This is a genomic window from Nonomuraea sp. NPDC049684 (assembly GCF_044465345.1).
Taxonomy (GTDB): Bacteria; Actinomycetota; Actinomycetes; order Streptosporangiales; family Streptosporangiaceae; genus Nonomuraea.
This window is the reverse complement of record NZ_JBITLO010000021.1, coordinates 42,454-59,287: the sequence shown is the minus strand read 5'-3', so window position 1 is coordinate 59,287 and position 16,834 is coordinate 42,454. Positions and strand designations below refer to the sequence as shown.

Below are 16,834 nucleotides of genomic sequence, written 5' to 3'. Positions count from 1 at the left end.
ATCGGTGAAACGCACACGGGCGTTCGAGGACGTGCTCGCCCAGATCGAACGGCGCATCGCCGAGGACGGCCTGACCGTGGGCGACCGGCTGCCCGGCGAACGCCAGCTCGCCGAGCAACTGGGCGTCGGCCGCTCGTCGGTACGGGAGGCGCTGCGCGTCCTGGAGACCCTGGGCGTGGTGTCCTCGCAGGTGGGACGCGGTCCGGACGCGGGAGCCGTACTGACCTCGCGGCCCGACACGGCGCTCACCGACCTGCTCCGGCTCAACCTGGGCCTGGCCACCCTGGAGCAGCGCGAGGTCGTCGACGCCCGGCTGATGATCGAACGCTGGTCGGCCGCGCAGGCGGCGGCGACCGGAGCCGGCGTCGCGGAGCTGGCCGCCGCGATCGAGGGCATGGACCGGGCGGCCACCGCCGAGGAGTTCGTGGAGCACGACACCGCCTTCCACTGCGCCATCGCGGACGCCTCCGGCAACCGGCTCATCGCCGCCATCATGCGCTCACTCCGGGACGCGATGCGCAGGAACGCCATCGAAGCGGTCGAACGCCTCGGCGACCCGTCCGTGCTGCGCGCCGACCACGAGCGCATCCGCGCGGCCATCGCGGCGGGCGACCCGGAGGAGGCCCAGCAGGCGGTGACCGACCACCTGGCGCACGCCTACCCCGCCCTGTTCCCCGGTCACTGACGCGCGTCGGCCTCCAGGCACGCCGCCCCCGAGCAGGCCCGCATCGCCTGGAGCCGGGCGTCGAGGCCGGCCAGCAGCGCCGGGTCGGCGGTGGCCGCGAGGTTGTCGAGCTGGTACGGGTCGGCGGCCAGGTCGTAGAGCTGCCGCTCCCCCGTGTCGTACCTGACGTAGGTGTAACGCTCGGTGCGCAGCGCCTGGTAGGAGGGCACCGGGGTCTGGGCCGCCGACGACCGGTTGACCGGCCTGTTGAACTCGACCAGCACGTTCTTGCGCCACTGGGCCGGCGGGCTGCCGCGCAGCAGCGGCACCAGCGAGCGCCCCTCGCTGAACGCCGGCACGGTGGCGCCGCCCAGCGCGGCGATCGTCGGCGCGATGTCGACGGTCGCGCCGAGCTGCCCGATCGTGGCTCCCGCCCGGATCCCCGGCCCGCGCACCACGAACGGAACCTTGATCGCCTCCTCGAACGGCGTCGTCTTGCCCTGGGGAAGCCGGTGGGTGCCGAGATGGAAGCCGTTGTCGGAGGTGAAGATGATGTAGGTGTTGTCGAGCTTGCCGGACGCCTGCAGCGCCTCGATCACCGAGCGGACCAGGTCGTCGACCCCCAGCATCGAGCGCAGCCGCCTGCGGTGGCGCTCGTCGACCCGGTCGATGTCCTCCTGCGTCAGCGAGGGCAGGGAGCGCAGCCACAGCGGCTCCTTGCTCACGTCGGCCTGGTTGAACGACGGCGTGCGCGGCGCGGTGACCTCGGGGAGGTCGGCGACGTGCCGGACCGCCGGGTTGGCCGGGTTGTGCGGGCCGATGGGCGTCAGGTAGAGGAAGAACGGCTCGTCGGCGCCGGTGATGAAGTCGCGGGCCTTGCCGGCCAGCACGTCGGACAGGTAGTCCTCCTCCGACCAGCCGTAGTCGTACAGGTCGCCGTTCTCGTTGAGGCGGTAGCCGTACTCCTCGTAGAGCTTGCGGACCGGGACGTCCCATTCGTCCCAGCCGGGCGGCACGTAGGCGGCGTCGGCGGTGGCGCCGGGATAGTGGTTGAGGAACTTGCCCATCAGCGCGGTGCGGTAGCCGGCCTGCTGCATCCAGGTGCCGATCGTGGAACGTTCCAGATCGAGGGAGTGGAAGCGGTCGAACCCCCCTTCGGGGGCGGTGTTGGTCAGGACGCCGTGGCTGTGGACGTACTGGGAGCGCAGGATCGACGTGCGCGAGGGGCAGCACCAGGAGTTCGTCACGAAGAAGCGGCTGAAGGAGGTGCCCTTCGCCACCAGCTCCGCGTTGATGGCCGGGAAGTAGGGCAGCGTGCCGCTCTCCAGGTCGTCGGCCATCACGAACACGATGTTCGGCCGCGAGGCGCTCACGGCCATCGTCGGCTCGGTCGCCGGCGACAGCAGGAGCAGCAGGCAGAAGAGACGGCAGAGACTCTTGAGCACAATGTCTGATCTCCCCGGGAGATCACGCATTGACACTGCGGCCTCGGTAATGGAACTTTATTCCGGAGGTGCGTATGAAGCTCGGCCTGAACCTCGGTTACTGGCAGCGCGACGCCGACGACGCCACGGAGACCGTCCTCGCCGCCGAACGTCTCGGCTACGACTCGGTGTGGACCGCCGAGGCGTACGGCAGCGACGTGTTCACCCCGCTGGCCTGGTACGGCGCGCGGACGAGCCGGATCAAGCTGGGCACGTCGGTGGCGCAGATCTCGGCCCGCCCGCCGGTCACGACCGCGATGACCGCGATGACGCTCGACCATCTGACCGGCGGCCGGCTGCTGCTCGGCATCGGCGCCTCCGGCCCGCAGGTCGTGGAGGGCTGGTACGGGCAGCCGTTCGCCAGGCCCCTGGCCAGGACCCGCGAGTACGTCGAGATCATGCGCCGCGTGTGGCGCCGCGAGGAGCCCGTGACCAGCGACGGCGACCACTACCCGCTGCCCCTGGCGGGCGGCCTGGGCAAGCCGCTCAAGCTCATCACCCACCCGCTGCGCCGCGACATCCCCGTCTACCTCGGCGCGGAGGGCCCGAAGAACGTCGCCCTGGCCGCCGAGATCGCGCAGGGCTGGCTGCCGCTGTTCGCCTTCCCCGGCAAGATCGAGGAGATGTACGGCGACGCCCTGGCGGCCCGCGACCCCGGCTTCGAGATCGCCGCCATGGTGATGGTCGTCATCTCCGACGATGTCAGGGCCGCCCTCGACGGCGTCAAGATGATGCTCACGCTCTACATCGGCGGCATGGGCGCCAAGCAGCGCAACTTCCACGCCGACATCATCGGCCGCATGGGCTTCGCCGCGGCGGCCGAGCACATCCAGGCGCTCTACCTGGCCGGCCGCAAGGACGAGGCGTTCCGGGCGATCCCCGACGAGCTGGCCGACGGCATCTCGCTCGTCGGCCCGCCCGGCCGGATCAAGGAGCGGCTCGAACTGTGGCACAAGAGCCCGGTCACCAGCCTGCTGGTGATGGGACCGCGCGACGAGCAGTCGCTGCGCACGGTCCGCGACCTCGTGCTCGGCTGACAGTGCCGGATCGGAACGGCCCCGGCCGGGCGGCTAGTCCGGCCGGGGCGCCGGGTCGTCGGTCACCGAGCGCAGCAGCGGCCTGCTCAGCGCGCCCGCGCCGATCACGCCCGCGAATCCGGCGCCCACGCAGACCAGCAGCGTGACCACGCCGCTCGTGCTCACTCCGCCGATCATGAACGGCAACGCGCAGAACGCGCCCACCAGGATCGCGCCGCCGCCCATCACCGCCATCGGGATCAGCGTCTCGGCCCGCCGGGCCCGGTCCAGGACCTCCAGGGGCGTGCCCGCCAGCCGCAGCAGCGCGTACGTCTGCCGCCGGTCCAGCACCGAGGACGCCGCGGTGATGCCCGCGCTGGCGATCGCCACCAGGAACGACACCGACAGCACCACGATCGTGCCCACCCGCACGTCGGCCAGGATCTGCAGGCCGAAGCGCTGGTCGTCGGTCTTCGTCGTCGGGGTGCGCCCCGGCACGAGGTCGCTCAGCGCGGTGCGCGCCCGGTCGACCACGACGTCGTCGGCGCCGCTGCCGAGCGCCGCGACCACGGTGTGCTTGACGGTCTTCACCGTGGCCGTGACGCCCGCCCGCGCGAGCCGGTCGCGGGCCTGGTCGGCCACCTTCGCCGTCTCCCCCATCGGCGCCACGACGCTGAGCTGGGCGGGCCCGGCGTCCCCGCCGAACGCGCCGGGGCTGAGCAGGCCGAGGAACCCGGCCACGAAGCCGGTCAGGGCCACGCCGCTGACGGTCCGCCAGGCCGAGCGCGGATCGTCCACCAGCCTGCGGGCCGCCAGCAGCCGCGCGGGCCGGCGCGCGGTCCTGGCGGCGACCTTGCCGATGAGGCCGACCACCCACGGTCCGGCCAGGTTCAGGCACAGGAACGCCAGCCCGAGCGCCACGGCCACGATCGCCACGCTGGTCCCCCTGGTGAGCAGCGGGAACGCGGCCAGCACCGCGAGCAGCGCGAGCACGCGGACGAACCGCATGCCGGGCGGCGTCTCCCGCCTGGCCACGCCGAGCGGGCTGACCACGACCCGGCGCAGCCCGACCACCGCCGACAGCCCCACCAGCAGCGGCACCGCGACCAGCACGCCGGCCAGGATCAGCAGGTTCGGGAACAGGTCGGCGACGAACCAGGTGCCGCCCTGGATCGGGATGCGCGCCAGCAGCGGCACGGCCGCCCCGAACGCGACGGCCCCGGCCAGGGCCCCGGCGAAGGCGACCAGCACGGCCTCGGCCACCGTCATGCCGACCACCTGGCCCGGCGTCGCGCCGACCAGCCTGAGCGCGGCCAGCCGCTGGTCACGCCGGGCGACGGTGAGCCTGGCCGCCGCGCCGCCGAACACCAGCAGCGGCACCACCATGAGCACGCTGGCGATCAGCGCCAGCACCTGGTACGCCTCGGCGTCCTCGCTGGGCGTGCCCGCCAGGGTCGCGACCTTGACCGGCGGCTTGCCGAGGATCCAGTCGTCGCTGCGCTCGGCGGTCATCGCGGGCGCGTCCGGCGCGTGGCCGACCACCGCGACCAGCTCCTCGGGCTGGACCAGCGCCTCCTCGCCCAGCACGCCCTTCACCGCCGGATAGCGCTTGGCCAGCCGATCGGCGGGCAGTTTCGCGGCCAGCTCGGACAGCGCGGGCGACAGCCACACCTCGCCGGGGGCCGGGAAGCGCGGCATGCCGGGCGGGGCGGGCGCCCCCGGCTTGAGCGCGGCCAGGTCGACGACGGTGATCGCCTGGTCGCCCACGTAGTCGAAGCGGGTGGCCTCGACGGCCACCGCGTCCTTCTGGGCCGCCGCCACGGGGTTGCGCCAGGCGCTGCGGTCGGCCCTGGCGCCGAAGGCGACGTTCGCGGCGACGGCGAACAGCAGCAGCGCCGTGGCCACCGCGACCGCGCCGAAGGTGAGCCAGGTGCCCAGCATGCCCCTGCGTCCGCCGCCCTTGAGCAGCCGCCAGGTCAGGTCGAGGTTCACGCGGTCACCCCGTGGGCGAGCAGGCGGCCGTCGCGGACCTCGACCGTGCGGTCGCACCAGGCGGCCACGTTGGGGTCGTGCGTGACGACGATCAGGCAGGCCCCGTTGTGCCTGGTCGCCTCGGTGAGCAGGCGCATGGTGTCCTGGCCGGTCTGCTGGTCGAGCGCGCCGGTCGGCTCGTCGGCGAAGACCACGGCCGGCTTGCTCACCAGCGCCCTGGCGATGGCCACGCGCTGGGCCTGGCCGCCGGACAGCTCGCCGGGCCGCCGGGTCTCCATCTGGTGCAGGCCGAGCAGCGGGAACCACTCGCGGGCCTGCCGTACGGCCTGGGCGCGCGGCACGCCCCCCAGCATGAGCGGGAGCGCCACGTTCTCCTCGGCGGGCAGCTCCGGCAGGAGCTGGCCGAACTGGAAGACGAAGCCGAAGCGGGTGCGGCGCAGGGCGCTGCGCTGGCGCTCGCCCATGGCGTCGATGCGCTGGCCCAGCAGGTGGACCTCGCCGTCGTCCGGCTTCATGATCCCGGCCAGGCAGTGGAGGAGGGTCGACTTGCCGGAACCGCTCGGGCCCATGATGGCCACGGCCTCTCCCGCCCGTACCGTGATGTCCACGCCGCCCAGGGCGACCGTCTGCCCGAACCGCTTGGCCAGGGCTCGTCCAACAAGCACGTCGTTCATGGGCTCCAGCCTTGCGGGACAGGGGGTGCCGGCGGATCGGCCGTGCGTCCATTTCGGCCTCGGCCGAACGGCTGATCCTTAGAGTTGAGCCGTGACTATTCGGGTTCTCATCGCCGACGACCAGCAGCTGGTGCGCACCGGCTTCCAAATGATCTTGGACGCTCAACCGGACATGGAGGTCGTGGCCGCCGTGGCCGACGGCGCCGAGGCCGTGGCCGAGGCCAGGCGGCTTCGTCCGGACGTGTGCCTGCTCGACATCAGGATGCCCAAGCTCGACGGGCTGGAGGTGACCCGCGTGCTGGCCGGGCCGGGCGTGGAGAACCCGATGCGGGTGGTCATCGTCACCACCTTCGACCTCGACGAGTACGTCTACGGCGCGCTGCGCGCCGGGGCCACCGGCTTCCTGCTCAAGGACAGCGGCCCCACGCTGCTCATCGAGGCGGTCAGGGCCGCCGCCGGTGGCGACGCGCTGGTGTCGCCCTCGGTCACCGTGCGGCTGCTCCAGCACCTGACCCAGCCCAGGCGGGCGGCCGAGCCGCCGAACGGCCCGCTGACCGACCGCGAGCTCGACGTCGTGCGCCTGGTGGCCAGGGGACGCACCAACCAGGAGGTGGCCGCCGAGCTGTTCGTGTCGCTGTCGACGGTGAAGACGCACCTGGGCAGCATCCAGGCGAAACTCGGTGTCCGCAATCGGGTGGGAATCGCGGCTTGGGCGTGGGAATCCGGCGTGGTGAGCTGATTAACAGCGGTGCTCACGGGATACAAGTGAGTCAGAACCTCAGCGCATGGCCCGGGGGGAGAACATCGTGCGCTACGCCCAGGCACCGCCAACCAAAGCTGCTTCCGCCGTATATGTGACGCTTGCCGCGCAGGTCCTCTCCCTGGGCGCCCTCGTGGTCTTCGAGCGGTCCCGCGGCCGTCATCTCGCCGTCCAGCTCGCCGCGTTCGGCGGCCGTCCCCACGGGGCGCAGGCGGAGGCGGTCGTGGGGGCGGTGACGATGTTCGCGGTGCTGATGATGCTGGTCGCGGGCACCTCCGTCGCCGCCGGGGCCGCCTACGTGACCTGGCTGGTGCGCGCCCGTCAGGTGAAGGACCGTTCCAGCCCCACCGGGCCGGTCGCGGCCGCCTGGCTGATCCCCGTCGTCAACCTGGTCGCGCCCGCGCTGCTGGTCGACGACATCTGGCGGCGGGCCAAGCCGCCGTCCGGGCGGCGCGGGCGGTGGCTCGTGCTGCTGACGGCGTGGTGGCTGAGCTGGCTGGGCATGCTGACGCTGGTGACGGTCCGCCTCCCGCTGGAGTCCTCCTCCGACGGGCTGACCGGGGTGGGGGTGCTGGAGCTGAGCGGCGCGGTGGTGGCGGCCCTGCTGTGCGCCGCCACCGTCCGCGAGGTCACCCGCGTCCAGCGGCTCGACGTGGCCGGACGGCTGCGCGCGGCGGTCGCCGACTCCGCGCCCGGCCCCGAGGTCGTGACCCGGCTGACCACCCGGCCCGCCCAGGGCTCGGCCCCGTTCGGCCACACCGGCTGACGACCGCCCGAGGCCCCGGGCACAGGTTCAGGCCCCCGGGGCGCCGGGCAGCGGGTCAGGCCGCCGTCGGGCCGGAGCTGCCGGGGCTGGCGTGCCAGAGCTGCCGGGGCGGGGCGGCGATGGCGGGGCCGAGGTCGGAGTAGGGCGAGAGCCGGAAGCCGTTGGCGTACTCGATCCTGCGTCCGCCGACGCCGGGCCGCTCGTCGGGGGCCCGGTCGAGCAGGGCGCGGACGGCCTCGACGCCCTCCGCCCGCCACAGCGCGTCCAGGTCGGTCAGGTTCCAGCAGTCGACGGCGCGCATGGAGACCGCGCGGGCCCCCGTACGGCGCACCACGCCCCTGGCCAGCATGAGCCACGAGCCGAACACCGTCGCCGCGCACCTGCCCTGCACCGACTCGAAGAAGGTCAGGTCGACCGGCCCGGTCGAGTCGTCGAGGGTGGTGAAGATGACCCGCTGCCCCGAGCGCACGGCGGGCGTCTGGGTGGCCACCTTCACCCCCGCGACCAGCACCTCCGCGCCGTTGCGCTGGGCGAGCAGGTCCTTGGAGCGCACCACCCCGAGCGCGTCGAGCAGCTCGTCGTGGAAGCTGATGACGTGCCGGCTGACGTCGATGCCGAGGATCTCCAGCTCGGCCTCGACCATCTCCGTCTCCGTCATCTCGGGCAGCTCGCCGGGCGGCAGGTGCTCGCCGAAGCCGAGCGGCAACTGCGTGGACGGCGGCTCGGCCCGGGGACGCGGCGGCGCCGCGGTGTAACGCCTGGACCGGGGCGCGGCCGAGCGCACCCCGATCGACGACGCCCGCTCCAGCGCCCCCACCTGGGCGATCAGGTCGCGCCGGGTCAGCTCGCCCGGACGCCACCGGGGGCCGCCGGGACGCAGCCCGTGCAGCGCGTCGAGGCCGCCGACCTGGACGATGCGCTCGATGGTCGGGCGCGAGGGCCTGGCCCGGTCCCAGAAGTCGGCCAGCGACGTGTACGGCTGCCCGGCCACCATGCGCTCGACCTCGGCCTCGCTCACCCCCTTGATCGCCGAGAACGGCACCCGCAGCGCGTAACCGCGGCCGATCTCCCCGATCCTGAACTCCTGCCGCACCGGACGCCGCTCCTCCCCCAGCTCCGACGGGCTCACCCGCAGCCGCAGCGGCGGGCGCGGGCCGAGCCGTTCCACCCGCCAGTCCCTGCCGGACCCGTTGACGTCGAGCGGCAGGATCTCGACCCCGCACTGCCGGGCCTCGTCGATGATGACGCGCGGCGGGTACATGCCGGGCTCGTGGGTGAGCACCCCGGCGAAGAACGCCGCCGCGTGGTGCCGCTTGAGCCAGGCCGACTGGTAGGTGGGCAGCGCGAACGCCGCCGCGTGCGCCTTGCAGAACCCGAAGGCGCCGAACGCGTCGAGCACCTTCCAGGCCCGCTCCACCGCCGCGTCGCCGAACCCGTTGGCCCTGGCCAGCGGCACGAACGCCTTGCGCACCCGCTCCCGGCCCTCCGCCGTGCCGAGGGTGCGCCGCAGGGTCTCGGCGAAGGACAGGTCGCGTCCCGTCATCACCGAGATGATCTTCAGTACCTGCTCGTGGAAGACGACCACGCCGTGCGTCTCCTTCAGCGCCTCGCGCAGCCGGGCGTGCGGGTAGTACGGCTGCCGCCACCCGTGCCTGGCCTCCAGGTAGGGGGTGACCATGTCGGAGTTGACCGGCCCCGGCCGGAACAGGGAGATGTCCACGATCAGGTCGTGCATCCGGCGCGGCTCCAGCTTGGCCACCAGCTCCCGCTGGCCCGGCGACTCGATCTGGAAGCAGCCGAGCGTGCGGCTGGCGCAGATCATGTCGTAGGTCTCCTGGTCGTCGTGCGGGACGTACTCGACGCCGGGGTCGTCGCCGGCCTGCTCGTCCAGCCTGACCTCGATGTCGTCCACGCGTTTGATCTCGCTCAGCGTGTACGCCATGGCCGACTGCATCCGCACGCCCAGCACGTCCAGCTTGAGCAGGCCGGCCTCCTCCACGTCGTCCTTGTCGAACTGGGACATCGGGAACTCCAGCAGGCTGCGTTCCACCGGCGTCCTGTCGCGCAGGCCCGAGTTGCCGACCAGCACGCCGCACGGGTGCAGCGCGATGTGCCTGGGCAGGCCGTCGAGCTTCTCGGCCAGCCGGAACACCCGGTCGAGCCCGGCCTCGCCGAGCCGGCTCTCGCGCAGCTCGGGCAGGTCGGCCAGGGACGCGGTGATCTGCCTGGCCCTGATGTGGGGGAACGCCTTGGCGATGGCGTCGATCTCGTGCGGCGGCAGGCCCATCGCGCCGGCGACGTCCCTGATGGCGCTGCGCGCGCGGTAGGTCTCCATCATGGACACGCAGGCCACGCGGGCCTCGCCGTAGCGTTCGAAGATGGCCTTGTAGCAGTCGAGGCGGCGGGCCGACTCCACGTCCACGTCGATGTCGGGCAGGCCGACGCGGCCCTCCGACAGGAATCGCTCCATGAGCAGGCCGTGTTCGAGCGGGTTCACCTCGCCGATGCCGATGAGGTAGTTGACCAGGCTGCCGGCGCCCGAGCCGCGGATGGCGCAGCGGATGTCCATGCCGCGGATCATGTCGGTGATGCCGGCCACGGCGATGAAGTACCCCGACAGGCGCTTGCGCTCGATGACGTCCAGCTCGGCCCGCAGGCGTTCCCTGGCCTGCGCCGAGCGGTCGAGGCCGCGCCTGACCAGGCCGTCCTCGACGCGGTTGCGCAGCAGCGGCACCGGGTCGCGGCCGACCTCGGGCAGGTTGAGGTCGGGCGGGTCGTTCCTGAGCGCGAGCAGCCGCAGCGGGTCCATCGAGCACGCCTCGGCCAGGCGCCTGGTGGTGGACAGCAGCCGGGCCACCCGCTCCCGGTCGGCGCCGCAGACCTTGGCCGCCACCTGCCACATCTCCTTGGTGCTCTTGAGATAGGCGTGCGAGGTGGTGCTCTCCAGGTGCCGGGGGTGCAGCGGGACGAGCCGGCGGGCCGCGTCGAGCACGTCGCCGACCTGGTGGTCGGCCGGGTCGAGGTAGCGGACGGCGTTGGTCAGCACGGCCGGCACGCCGGCGGACTCGGCCAGGCCGAGCATCCGGACGGCCGTGGTGGCGTCGCGGAAGCCGTACTGGTCGACCAGTTCGATCACCACGCCGGGGACGGCCGCGCGCCACCGGCCGAGCAGCGTCCTGGCCTGCTCGTCGCGGCGTTCGGCGATCGCCCGGCCGACGTCGGAGCGCGGCCCGAGCAGCACCACGAGCCCGTCCTCGGCGCCGAACCCGTGGTCGCCGCCCGCCGGCCCGGCCCAGGCGCCGACCAGCTCGCGGGTCACCTTGGGCGCGCCGCGCTCGCCGGCGGCGTGCGCGGCGGTGACCAGGCGGCACAGCCGCGACCAGCCGCCGGAGCGGGCCAGCACGGTGACCCGGTCCTCGGCGTCCGGCCCGGTCCTGGGCCGCGGCGCGCGCATGCCGGGCGCCGCCGGGACGGCCGGGACGTCGAGCGCCAGGTTCACGCCGACCACGGGGGCGATCCCGGCGTCCGCGCACGCCTGGACGTGCTTGACCGCGCCGTAGAGCCCGTCGCGGTCGGTCAGCGCGAGGATGTCCATGCCGTGTTCGGCGGCCCGTTCCACCAGGGCGTGCGGGAAGGCGGTGCCGTACCTCATGGAGTAGGCCGAGGCCACGTCGAGGTGCGGGAACGGGGGCGCCATCAGTCCCACGCCCGCAGCAGCAGCCAGCCGTCGCCGGCGGTGTCGTAGCGCAGCTCGTACGAGCCGACCTCGCGCCCCGGGCTCGCCTCCACCCGCCAGAAGCGGCGCTCGCCGGGATCGCCCTCGCCGGTCTTCCACCACTCGCGCGCCACGACCCAGTGGTCGAGCACGTTGCGGACGAGGTAGAGCCGGTCGCGCCAGACGAACTGGGTCGGCTCGCCGTCTCTGGTCCACACCTCTATCGGATCGCCATAGAGTCTGCTCAAGACGCTTCTCCCCGCGGCTCTGGTTCCTTTGCTGAGCCACCCGGGGGAAGACGGGCGCTTATGTATCGAACATATGTTCTTACGGCCCGAAGCGCAAGTCGCCCGCGCGCCGCGTCAGGGGGTTGGCGCCGATCGAGTTGCGGATGCTGAAGGTGACGCTGCCGGCCCGGTAGCGGTCGTCGGAGGACTCCACCGGGCGGCCCTCGTGCGTGGTGGTGACGCGGCGCTGGCGCAGGAGCGGGCTGCCGCGCCGCACGCCCAGCAGCCGGGCGTCCCCGGCGCCGGCGGGCACGGCGTCGATGAGGTGCTCGCCGTAGGCGAAGATCAGGCCGACGGACTCGTACAGGGCCTCGGTGACGGACGCGCAGTCGGCGGCCAGCGCCTCGACGGCGGGGGCCACCCACTCGGCGTAGACGGTCCGCTCGACCAGGACGGGCTCGCTCTCCAGCGAGCGCAGGCGCAGCACCTCCAGCACCTCGCCCCCGCCGAACCTGGCGGACTCCGGCGCGGTGGCGGCCCGGCGGCGCTGGGAGATCACCTGGCCGCCGATGCGGTAGCCGTTGGCCCTGGCCCACTGGGCGAAGCTGTGCAGCTCGGCGAAGCTCTGGCTGCGCGCGTTGCCGAGCACGATGCGCCTGGCGCCCTGCCTCGACCCCACCAGCCCCTCGGCGACCAGCACGGCCACCGCCTGCCGCACGGTCCCGCGCGCCGCCCGGTGCCGGGTGGCCAGCTCGGCCTCGCTCGGGAGCTGGGAGCCGACCGGGTACGCGCCCGCCAGGATGTCATCACGCAGCTCAGCGGCTATCCGTTCATAGCGCGCAACCATTCGCGACCTTCTCCATTCACGAAAGAGCAATGTTTATGCGACTTACTGGTGCTCGCTTGTTTGTACAAGTTCCCTTAGGTTCTTTCCACACCCCCCCGGAGAGTGGAGGCGACGTGTTCACACCTCGCGCCCGTGCGGCCGGCGTCATCGCGGCCCTTACCGTTGTCACCGCGGCGTGTGGCGCCGCCCCGAGCAGCCAGCAGACCACCAAGACGGCCGAAGGCGGGGCGAACGCGGCGACCGCCGCCTCCGCCGCCGACTTCGGCGGCTTCGACAAGCTCGTCGAGGCCGCCAAGAAGGAGGGCAACCTCCACGTCATCGCGCTCCCGCCCGACTGGGCCAACTACGGCGAGATCATCAAGTCGTTCGAGGCCAAGTACGGCATCAAGATCGAGAGCGAGACGCCCGACGCGGCCAGCGCGGACGAGATCAACGCCGTCAAGACCCGCAAGGGCCAGGACCGCGCCCCCGACGTGCTCGACCTCGGCCAGTCGTTCGCGATCAGCGGCGCCAAGGAAGGGCTGTTCGCGCCGTACAAGGTGCAGTCGTTCGACAAGATCCCCGAGGGTCAGAAGGAGCCGACCGGGCTCTGGACCAACGACTACGGCGGCTACGTCTCGATCGGCTGCGACGCCAAGAAGATCGCCAACTGCCCGACCAGCTACGCCGACCTGCTCAAGCCCGAGTACAAGGGCAAGGTCGCGATGAACGGCAACCCGACCAAGTCCGGCTCGGCCTTCGCCGGCGTGTACGCCGCCGCGATCGCCAACGGCGGCTCCTTCGACGACATCCAGCCCGGCATCGACTTCTTCAAGAAGCTCAAGGACGCCGGCAACTACAACCCGGTCGAGACGACCCCGGCGACCATCGAGAAGGGCGAGACCCAGATCAGCATCGACTGGGACTACAACAACGCCGCCTACGCCCCCCAGATGGCCGCCAAGGGCCTCGACTGGAAGGTGAACGTGCCGACCGACGGCAAGTACTTCCAGATGTACGCCCAGGCCGTCAACAAGGACGCCCCGCACCCGGCGGCGGCCAGGCTGTGGCAGGAGTACCTCTACAGCGCCGAGGGCCAGAACCTCTACCTCAAGGGCTTCGCCCGTCCGGTGCTGCTGCCGTCCATGACCTCCGACGGCACGGTGGACAAGGCGCTGGCCGCGAAGCTGCCCCAGGTCGATGGCACGCCCGAGTTCCCCACGCCCGAGCAGGTCGACGCGGCCAAGGCCAAGCTGGCCAGCGGCTGGGACGCCGCGATCTCGGGATGACCCGCCCGCGTTCCAGGGGCTGGGCCGGCGCCCTGCCCCTGCTGGCCTTCTTCGCCCTCGTCTTCGGCGTCCCGGCGGTCGCGCTGGTCGCGGGGGCCTTCACCGTCCAGGGACGGCCGAGCCTGGCCAACCTCGCGCAGAGCCTCCAGGGCGGCTACCTCGTCGCCATGGCCGGGAGCGTCAAGCTGTCGGCCGTGGTGGCGCTGGCCGGGGCCGTCCTCGGCACGTTCCTCGCCTACGCCGTGGTGACCTCGCGCTTCACGCTGCTGCGCGAGGCCGTGCTGACCGCCTCGGGCGTGCTGGCCAACTTCGGCGGGGTGCCGCTGGCGTTCTTCTGGATCGCCACGCTGGGCAACTCGGGCGTGATCAGCGGCCTGGTGGGGCTGCCCTCGGGGTCGTTGTACACGTTCTGGGGGCTGGCGATCGTCTACCTGTACTTCGCGATCCCGCTGATGGTGCTGGTCATGGCGCCCGCGCTGGACGGGCTGAGGCCCCAGTGGCGCGAGGCCGCCGCCAACAGCGGCGCGACCGCCTGGCACTACTGGCGCCTGGTCGCACTGCCGGTGCTCGCGCCCGCGATGCTGGGCGGGGTGGTGCTGCTGTTCGGGTCGGCGTTCTCGGCGTACGCGACCGCGAACGCCATGGTGGGCACCGTCGTGCCGCTGGTCACCCTGAAGATCGCCAGCGCGCTGACCGGTGACGTGCTGGTCGGCTACGAGAACATCGCGCTGGCGCTCAGCCTCGACATGATCGTGGTGGCCGGGCTGGTGATGGCGATCTACCTGCCGCTGCAGAGGAGGAGCTCCCGATGGCTGCGCTGACCGGGCTGGAGCCCGTCGCCGCGGCGGCGGCGAAACCGCCCGCCCGGCCCCGCTGGTGGCGCGGCCTGGTGTTCGCCCTGGCCGCGGCCTACTTCCTGATCCCGCTCGGGGCCTCGCTCTGGTACACGATCCACAACCCGGCCACCGGGGTGTCGTTCTCCGCCTACGGCGAGCTGCTGACGGCCGAGGGCTTCGCCCGCTCGCTGCTGATGTCGCTGTCGCTGGCCGCCGCGACGATCGTGCTGGTCCTGCTGCTGGCGCTGCCGGCGATGCTGGCCGTACGGCTGTTCGCGCCGCGGCTGCGGCCGGTGATGGAGGTGTTGTGCACGCTGCCGCTGGTGGTGCCGCCGATCACGTTCGTGGCCGGGCTGACGACGTCGTTGCGTGACGGGGCCGACATCCTGGCGCCGACGCCGTTCTGGGGCACGCTGATCGCGATCCAGGACCCGGGGTTCCCCGTCGTGCTCGTGCTCGCCTACGTCGTGCTGGTGCTGCCGTTCGTCTACCGCTCGCTGGACGCCGGGCTGCGCACCATGGACGTGCGCACGCTGGTCGAGGCCGCCCGGAACCTGGGCGCGTCCTGGCCGCACGTGCTGCTGCGGGTCGTGGTGCCGAACCTGCGCTCGGCCCTGGCCAGCGCGTCGTTCCTGACGCTCGCGCTGGTGCTGGGCGAGTACACGGTGGCCAGCCTGCTCGGCTACGAGCCGTTCGCGGTCTGGATCGTGACCGTCTCCGGCTCCAAGGGCCAGCTGTCCGTCGCGGTCTCCATCCTCAGCCTGCTGCTCATCTGGGCGCTGCTGCTCGCCGTCTCCACCGTCTTCAGTGGAAGGAAGAAATCATGACCGCTGCGGTGGAGTTCCGCGGGCTGCGCCGGGTGTTCGGCAGGACGGTCGCGCTCGACGGGTTCGACCTGACCATCGCCCCCGGCGAGTTCGTCGCCCTGCTGGGACCGTCGGGCTGCGGCAAGACGACGGCGCTGCGCTGCGTGGCCGGGTTCGAGCGGCCCGACTCCGGCGCGGTGCTGCTGGACGGCAAGGACATCACGAACGTGCCCGCCAACAAGCGCGACGCCGGGATGGTCTTCCAGTCCTACTCGCTCTTCCCCAACCTCAACGCCCGCGACAACGTGGCCTTCGGCCTGCGCGTCCGCAAGGCGCCCGCGGCCGTCCGGCACGCCAGGGCCGCCGAGCTGCTCGAACTCGTCGGCCTCCCCACGCACGCCGACCGGTTCCCGCACCAGCTCTCCGGCGGCCAGCAGCAGCGCGTCGCCCTGGCCCGCGCGCTCGCGCTGGAACCGCGCGTGCTGCTGCTGGACGAGCCGCTGTCGGCGCTGGACGCCAAGGTGCGGGTGACGTTGCGCGAGGAGATCCGCCGGTTGCAGCTCGACCTCGGCATCACCACCGTCTTCGTCACCCACGACCAGGAGGAGGCCCTGTCGATCGCCGACCGGGTCGCGGTGCTGCGCGAGGGACGGCTGGAGCAGTGCGGGCCGCCCGCCGAGGTCTACGACCGGCCGGCCACGCCGTTCGTCGCGGAGTTCGTCGGGGCCATGAACCATCTGGCCGGGCGGCTGTCCGGGGACGGCGTCACCGTGCTCGGCCAGCTCCTCCCCGTGGACGGCCCGGCGCCCGCCGAGCCCGACGTGGACGTGCTGATCCGGCCCGAGGCCGTCCGGGTCACGCCCGACCCGGACGGCCGCGCCGAGGTGCTGGCCGCGTCCTTCCGGGGGGCCTCGGTGCGGCTGCGGCTGTCGCTGGAGGGCGGCGAGGTGCTGGCCGACGTGCCGGGGCACGAGGCGGCCCGGCTGGGGGCGGGAGCCCGCGTCACGGTCCGGCTGGTGGAGCGCCCGGTGCTGGTGGCCGCCCGCACGGTGACGGCGCCCGCGCCGGTGTTGTCGGCCGATGCCTGAGAAGCCGCCCGACCCGATCCCGCCCGACGCGGTGCTGTTCGACGCGGTGCTGTTCGACATGGACGGCACCTTGGTGGACACCGAAGGGCTCTGGTGGCAGGCCGCGGCGTCGGTGGCCCGGTCGCTCGGCCGCGCGCTGACGGCCGCCGACGCGCCGCACGTGACGGGCCGCACGGTGGGCGACACGGCCGCGTACCTGGTGGCCGGGACCGGCGGGACGAGCGGCGGGATGAGCGTGGAAAGGGTGGCGGGCGCGCTCGCCGAGGCGTTCGCCGAGCGCGTAAGGACCGGGCTGACAGTCGTGCCGGGGGCGCCTGAGCTGCTTGCCGAGCTGGCCGCGGCGGACGTCCCGACCGCGCTGGTGACCGCCTCCCCCCGCGGCATCGTGGAGCTGGTGCTGCCCCGGCTCGGGCACGCGTTCGACCTGGTGATCGCCGACGAGGACACCGCCCGGGGCAAGCCGCACCCGGACCCGTACCTGGAGGCGGCCCGCAGGCTGCGGGTGTCCCCGGCGCGGTGCGTGGCCGTCGAGGACAGCCCGGCGGGCGTGGCCGCGGCCACCGCCGCGGGCTGCCGCGTGCTGGTGGTGGACCCCGCACGCGGGCTGGCCCAGGTGCGGGCCGGACTGCGCGGCTCTCCCCCGCACGGGGGATGAGCCCGCCTCCCGCAGGGGAGGGACGGGCCCGCCGGC

At 73.0% G+C, this 16,834-nt stretch carries 15 protein-coding genes; 9 read left to right on the top strand and 6 right to left on the bottom strand.

The features are described from left to right. Positions 1-4: 4 nt before the first annotated feature. The gene (locus ACIBST_RS43335; protein WP_397179323.1) at positions 5-685 is read left to right on the top strand and encodes a FadR/GntR family transcriptional regulator; all 681 of its coding nucleotides are present in this window, start codon (positions 5-7) and stop codon (positions 683-685) included. Here the strand turns inward: ACIBST_RS43335 and ACIBST_RS43330 are convergent. Continuing rightward, positions 679-2,109 (bottom strand): sulfatase, encoded by a 1,431-nt coding sequence (locus ACIBST_RS43330; protein ID WP_397179322.1) that lies wholly within the window; start codon positions 2,107-2,109, stop codon positions 679-681. The genes ACIBST_RS43335 and ACIBST_RS43330 overlap by 7 nt on opposite strands. A gap of 74 nt (positions 2,110-2,183) precedes the next feature. On the opposite strand from ACIBST_RS43330, the gene ACIBST_RS43325 reads away from it, so the two are divergent. After that, positions 2,184-3,185 (top strand): LLM class F420-dependent oxidoreductase, encoded by a 1,002-nt coding sequence (locus tag ACIBST_RS43325; protein ID WP_397179321.1) that lies wholly within the window; start codon positions 2,184-2,186, stop codon positions 3,183-3,185. Between the two features lie 33 nt (positions 3,186-3,218). Here the strand turns inward: ACIBST_RS43325 and ACIBST_RS43320 are convergent, their stop codons facing one another. Together ACIBST_RS43320 and ACIBST_RS43315 are read right to left on the bottom strand one after the other, a co-directional pair. After that, positions 3,219-5,156 (bottom strand): FtsX-like permease family protein, encoded by a 1,938-nt coding sequence (locus ACIBST_RS43320; RefSeq protein ID WP_397179320.1) that lies wholly within the window; start codon positions 5,154-5,156, stop codon positions 3,219-3,221. Then, the gene (locus ACIBST_RS43315; protein ID WP_352323488.1) at positions 5,153-5,830 is read right to left on the bottom strand and encodes an ABC transporter ATP-binding protein; all 678 of its coding nucleotides are present in this window, start codon (positions 5,828-5,830) and stop codon (positions 5,153-5,155) included. The genes ACIBST_RS43320 and ACIBST_RS43315 overlap by 4 nt, the downstream gene beginning before the upstream one ends. Positions 5,831-5,921: 91 nt before the next feature. Here ACIBST_RS43315 and ACIBST_RS43310 point away from each other — a divergent pair, with 91 nt between their 5' ends. After that, entirely contained in the window at positions 5,922-6,569 is a 648-nt protein-coding gene (locus ACIBST_RS43310) for a response regulator transcription factor (protein ID WP_352323489.1), read from the top strand. A 115-nt stretch (positions 6,570-6,684) separates the two neighbouring features. Next, positions 6,685-7,356 carry a DUF4328 domain-containing protein gene (locus tag ACIBST_RS43305; protein WP_397179319.1) on the top strand — a complete coding sequence of 224 codons (672 nt, stop codon included), beginning with the start codon at positions 6,685-6,687 and terminating at the stop codon, positions 7,354-7,356. Between the two features lie 55 nt (positions 7,357-7,411). Here ACIBST_RS43305 and ACIBST_RS43300 read toward each other — a convergent pair whose 3' ends face one another. From ACIBST_RS43300 to ACIBST_RS43290, 3 genes are all read right to left on the bottom strand, one after another. Next, positions 7,412-11,053, bottom strand: coding sequence for a DNA polymerase III subunit alpha (locus tag ACIBST_RS43300; protein WP_397179318.1), 3,642 nt, complete (start codon positions 11,051-11,053; stop codon positions 7,412-7,414). Then, positions 11,053-11,319, bottom strand: coding sequence for a DUF6504 family protein (locus ACIBST_RS43295; RefSeq protein ID WP_352323492.1), 267 nt, complete (start codon positions 11,317-11,319; stop codon positions 11,053-11,055). Before ACIBST_RS43295 ends, ACIBST_RS43300 begins: the two co-directional genes overlap by 1 nt. 79 nt (positions 11,320-11,398) lie before the next feature. Beyond that, positions 11,399-12,145 carry a GntR family transcriptional regulator gene (locus tag ACIBST_RS43290; RefSeq protein WP_397179317.1) on the bottom strand — a complete coding sequence of 249 codons (747 nt, stop codon included), beginning with the start codon at positions 12,143-12,145 and terminating at the stop codon, positions 11,399-11,401. A 113-nt stretch (positions 12,146-12,258) separates the two neighbouring features. Here ACIBST_RS43290 and ACIBST_RS43285 point away from each other — a divergent pair, with 113 nt between their 5' ends. Genes ACIBST_RS43285 through ACIBST_RS43265 form a run of 5 tightly spaced genes read left to right on the top strand, consistent with a single transcriptional unit; the run spans position 12,259 to position 16,798 of the window. After that, positions 12,259-13,413, top strand: a complete 1,155-nt coding sequence (locus tag ACIBST_RS43285; RefSeq protein WP_397179316.1) for an ABC transporter substrate-binding protein — start codon at positions 12,259-12,261, stop codon at positions 13,411-13,413. Further along, positions 13,410-14,234: an ABC transporter permease gene (locus tag ACIBST_RS43280; protein WP_397179315.1), complete on the top strand. Its 825-nt coding sequence runs from the start codon at positions 13,410-13,412 to the stop codon at positions 14,232-14,234. The genes ACIBST_RS43285 and ACIBST_RS43280 overlap by 4 nt, the downstream gene beginning before the upstream one ends. Beyond that, positions 14,222-15,076, top strand: a complete 855-nt coding sequence (locus ACIBST_RS43275) for an ABC transporter permease (protein ID WP_397179314.1) — start codon at positions 14,222-14,224, stop codon at positions 15,074-15,076. Before ACIBST_RS43280 ends, ACIBST_RS43275 begins: the two co-directional genes overlap by 13 nt. Then, complete coding sequence (locus tag ACIBST_RS43270; RefSeq protein ID WP_397179313.1) at positions 15,073-16,143, top strand: ABC transporter ATP-binding protein; 1,071 nt, start codon at positions 15,073-15,075, stop codon at positions 16,141-16,143. The genes ACIBST_RS43275 and ACIBST_RS43270 overlap by 4 nt, the downstream gene beginning before the upstream one ends. After that, on the top strand, positions 16,136-16,798 hold the full coding sequence (locus ACIBST_RS43265; protein WP_397179312.1) for an HAD family hydrolase: 663 nt from the start codon (positions 16,136-16,138) through the stop codon (positions 16,796-16,798). The genes ACIBST_RS43270 and ACIBST_RS43265 overlap by 8 nt, the downstream gene beginning before the upstream one ends. Positions 16,799-16,834 lie beyond the last annotated feature (36 nt).

What these genes read in the sequence shown, in the direction of transcription:
- ACIBST_RS43325 (WP_397179321.1), top strand. Translation starts at nt 2,184, where the DNA reads ATGAAGCTCGGCCTGAACCTCGGTTACTGGCAGCGCGACGCCGACGAC.
- ACIBST_RS43315 (WP_352323488.1), bottom strand. Translation starts at nt 5,830, where the DNA reads ATGAACGACGTGCTTGTTGGACGAGCCCTGGCCAAGCGGTTCGGGCAG.
- ACIBST_RS43300 (WP_397179318.1), bottom strand. Translation starts at nt 11,053, where the DNA reads ATGGCGCCCCCGTTCCCGCACCTCGACGTGGCCTCGGCCTACTCCATG.
- ACIBST_RS43290 (WP_397179317.1), bottom strand. Translation starts at nt 12,145, where the DNA reads ATGGTTGCGCGCTATGAACGGATAGCCGCTGAGCTGCGTGATGACATC.
- ACIBST_RS43280 (WP_397179315.1), top strand. Translation starts at nt 13,410, where the DNA reads ATGACCCGCCCGCGTTCCAGGGGCTGGGCCGGCGCCCTGCCCCTGCTG.
- ACIBST_RS43275 (WP_397179314.1), top strand. Translation starts at nt 14,222, where the DNA reads ATGGCTGCGCTGACCGGGCTGGAGCCCGTCGCCGCGGCGGCGGCGAAA.
- ACIBST_RS43270 (WP_397179313.1), top strand. Translation starts at nt 15,073, where the DNA reads ATGACCGCTGCGGTGGAGTTCCGCGGGCTGCGCCGGGTGTTCGGCAGG.
- ACIBST_RS43265 (WP_397179312.1), top strand. Translation starts at nt 16,136, where the DNA reads ATGCCTGAGAAGCCGCCCGACCCGATCCCGCCCGACGCGGTGCTGTTC.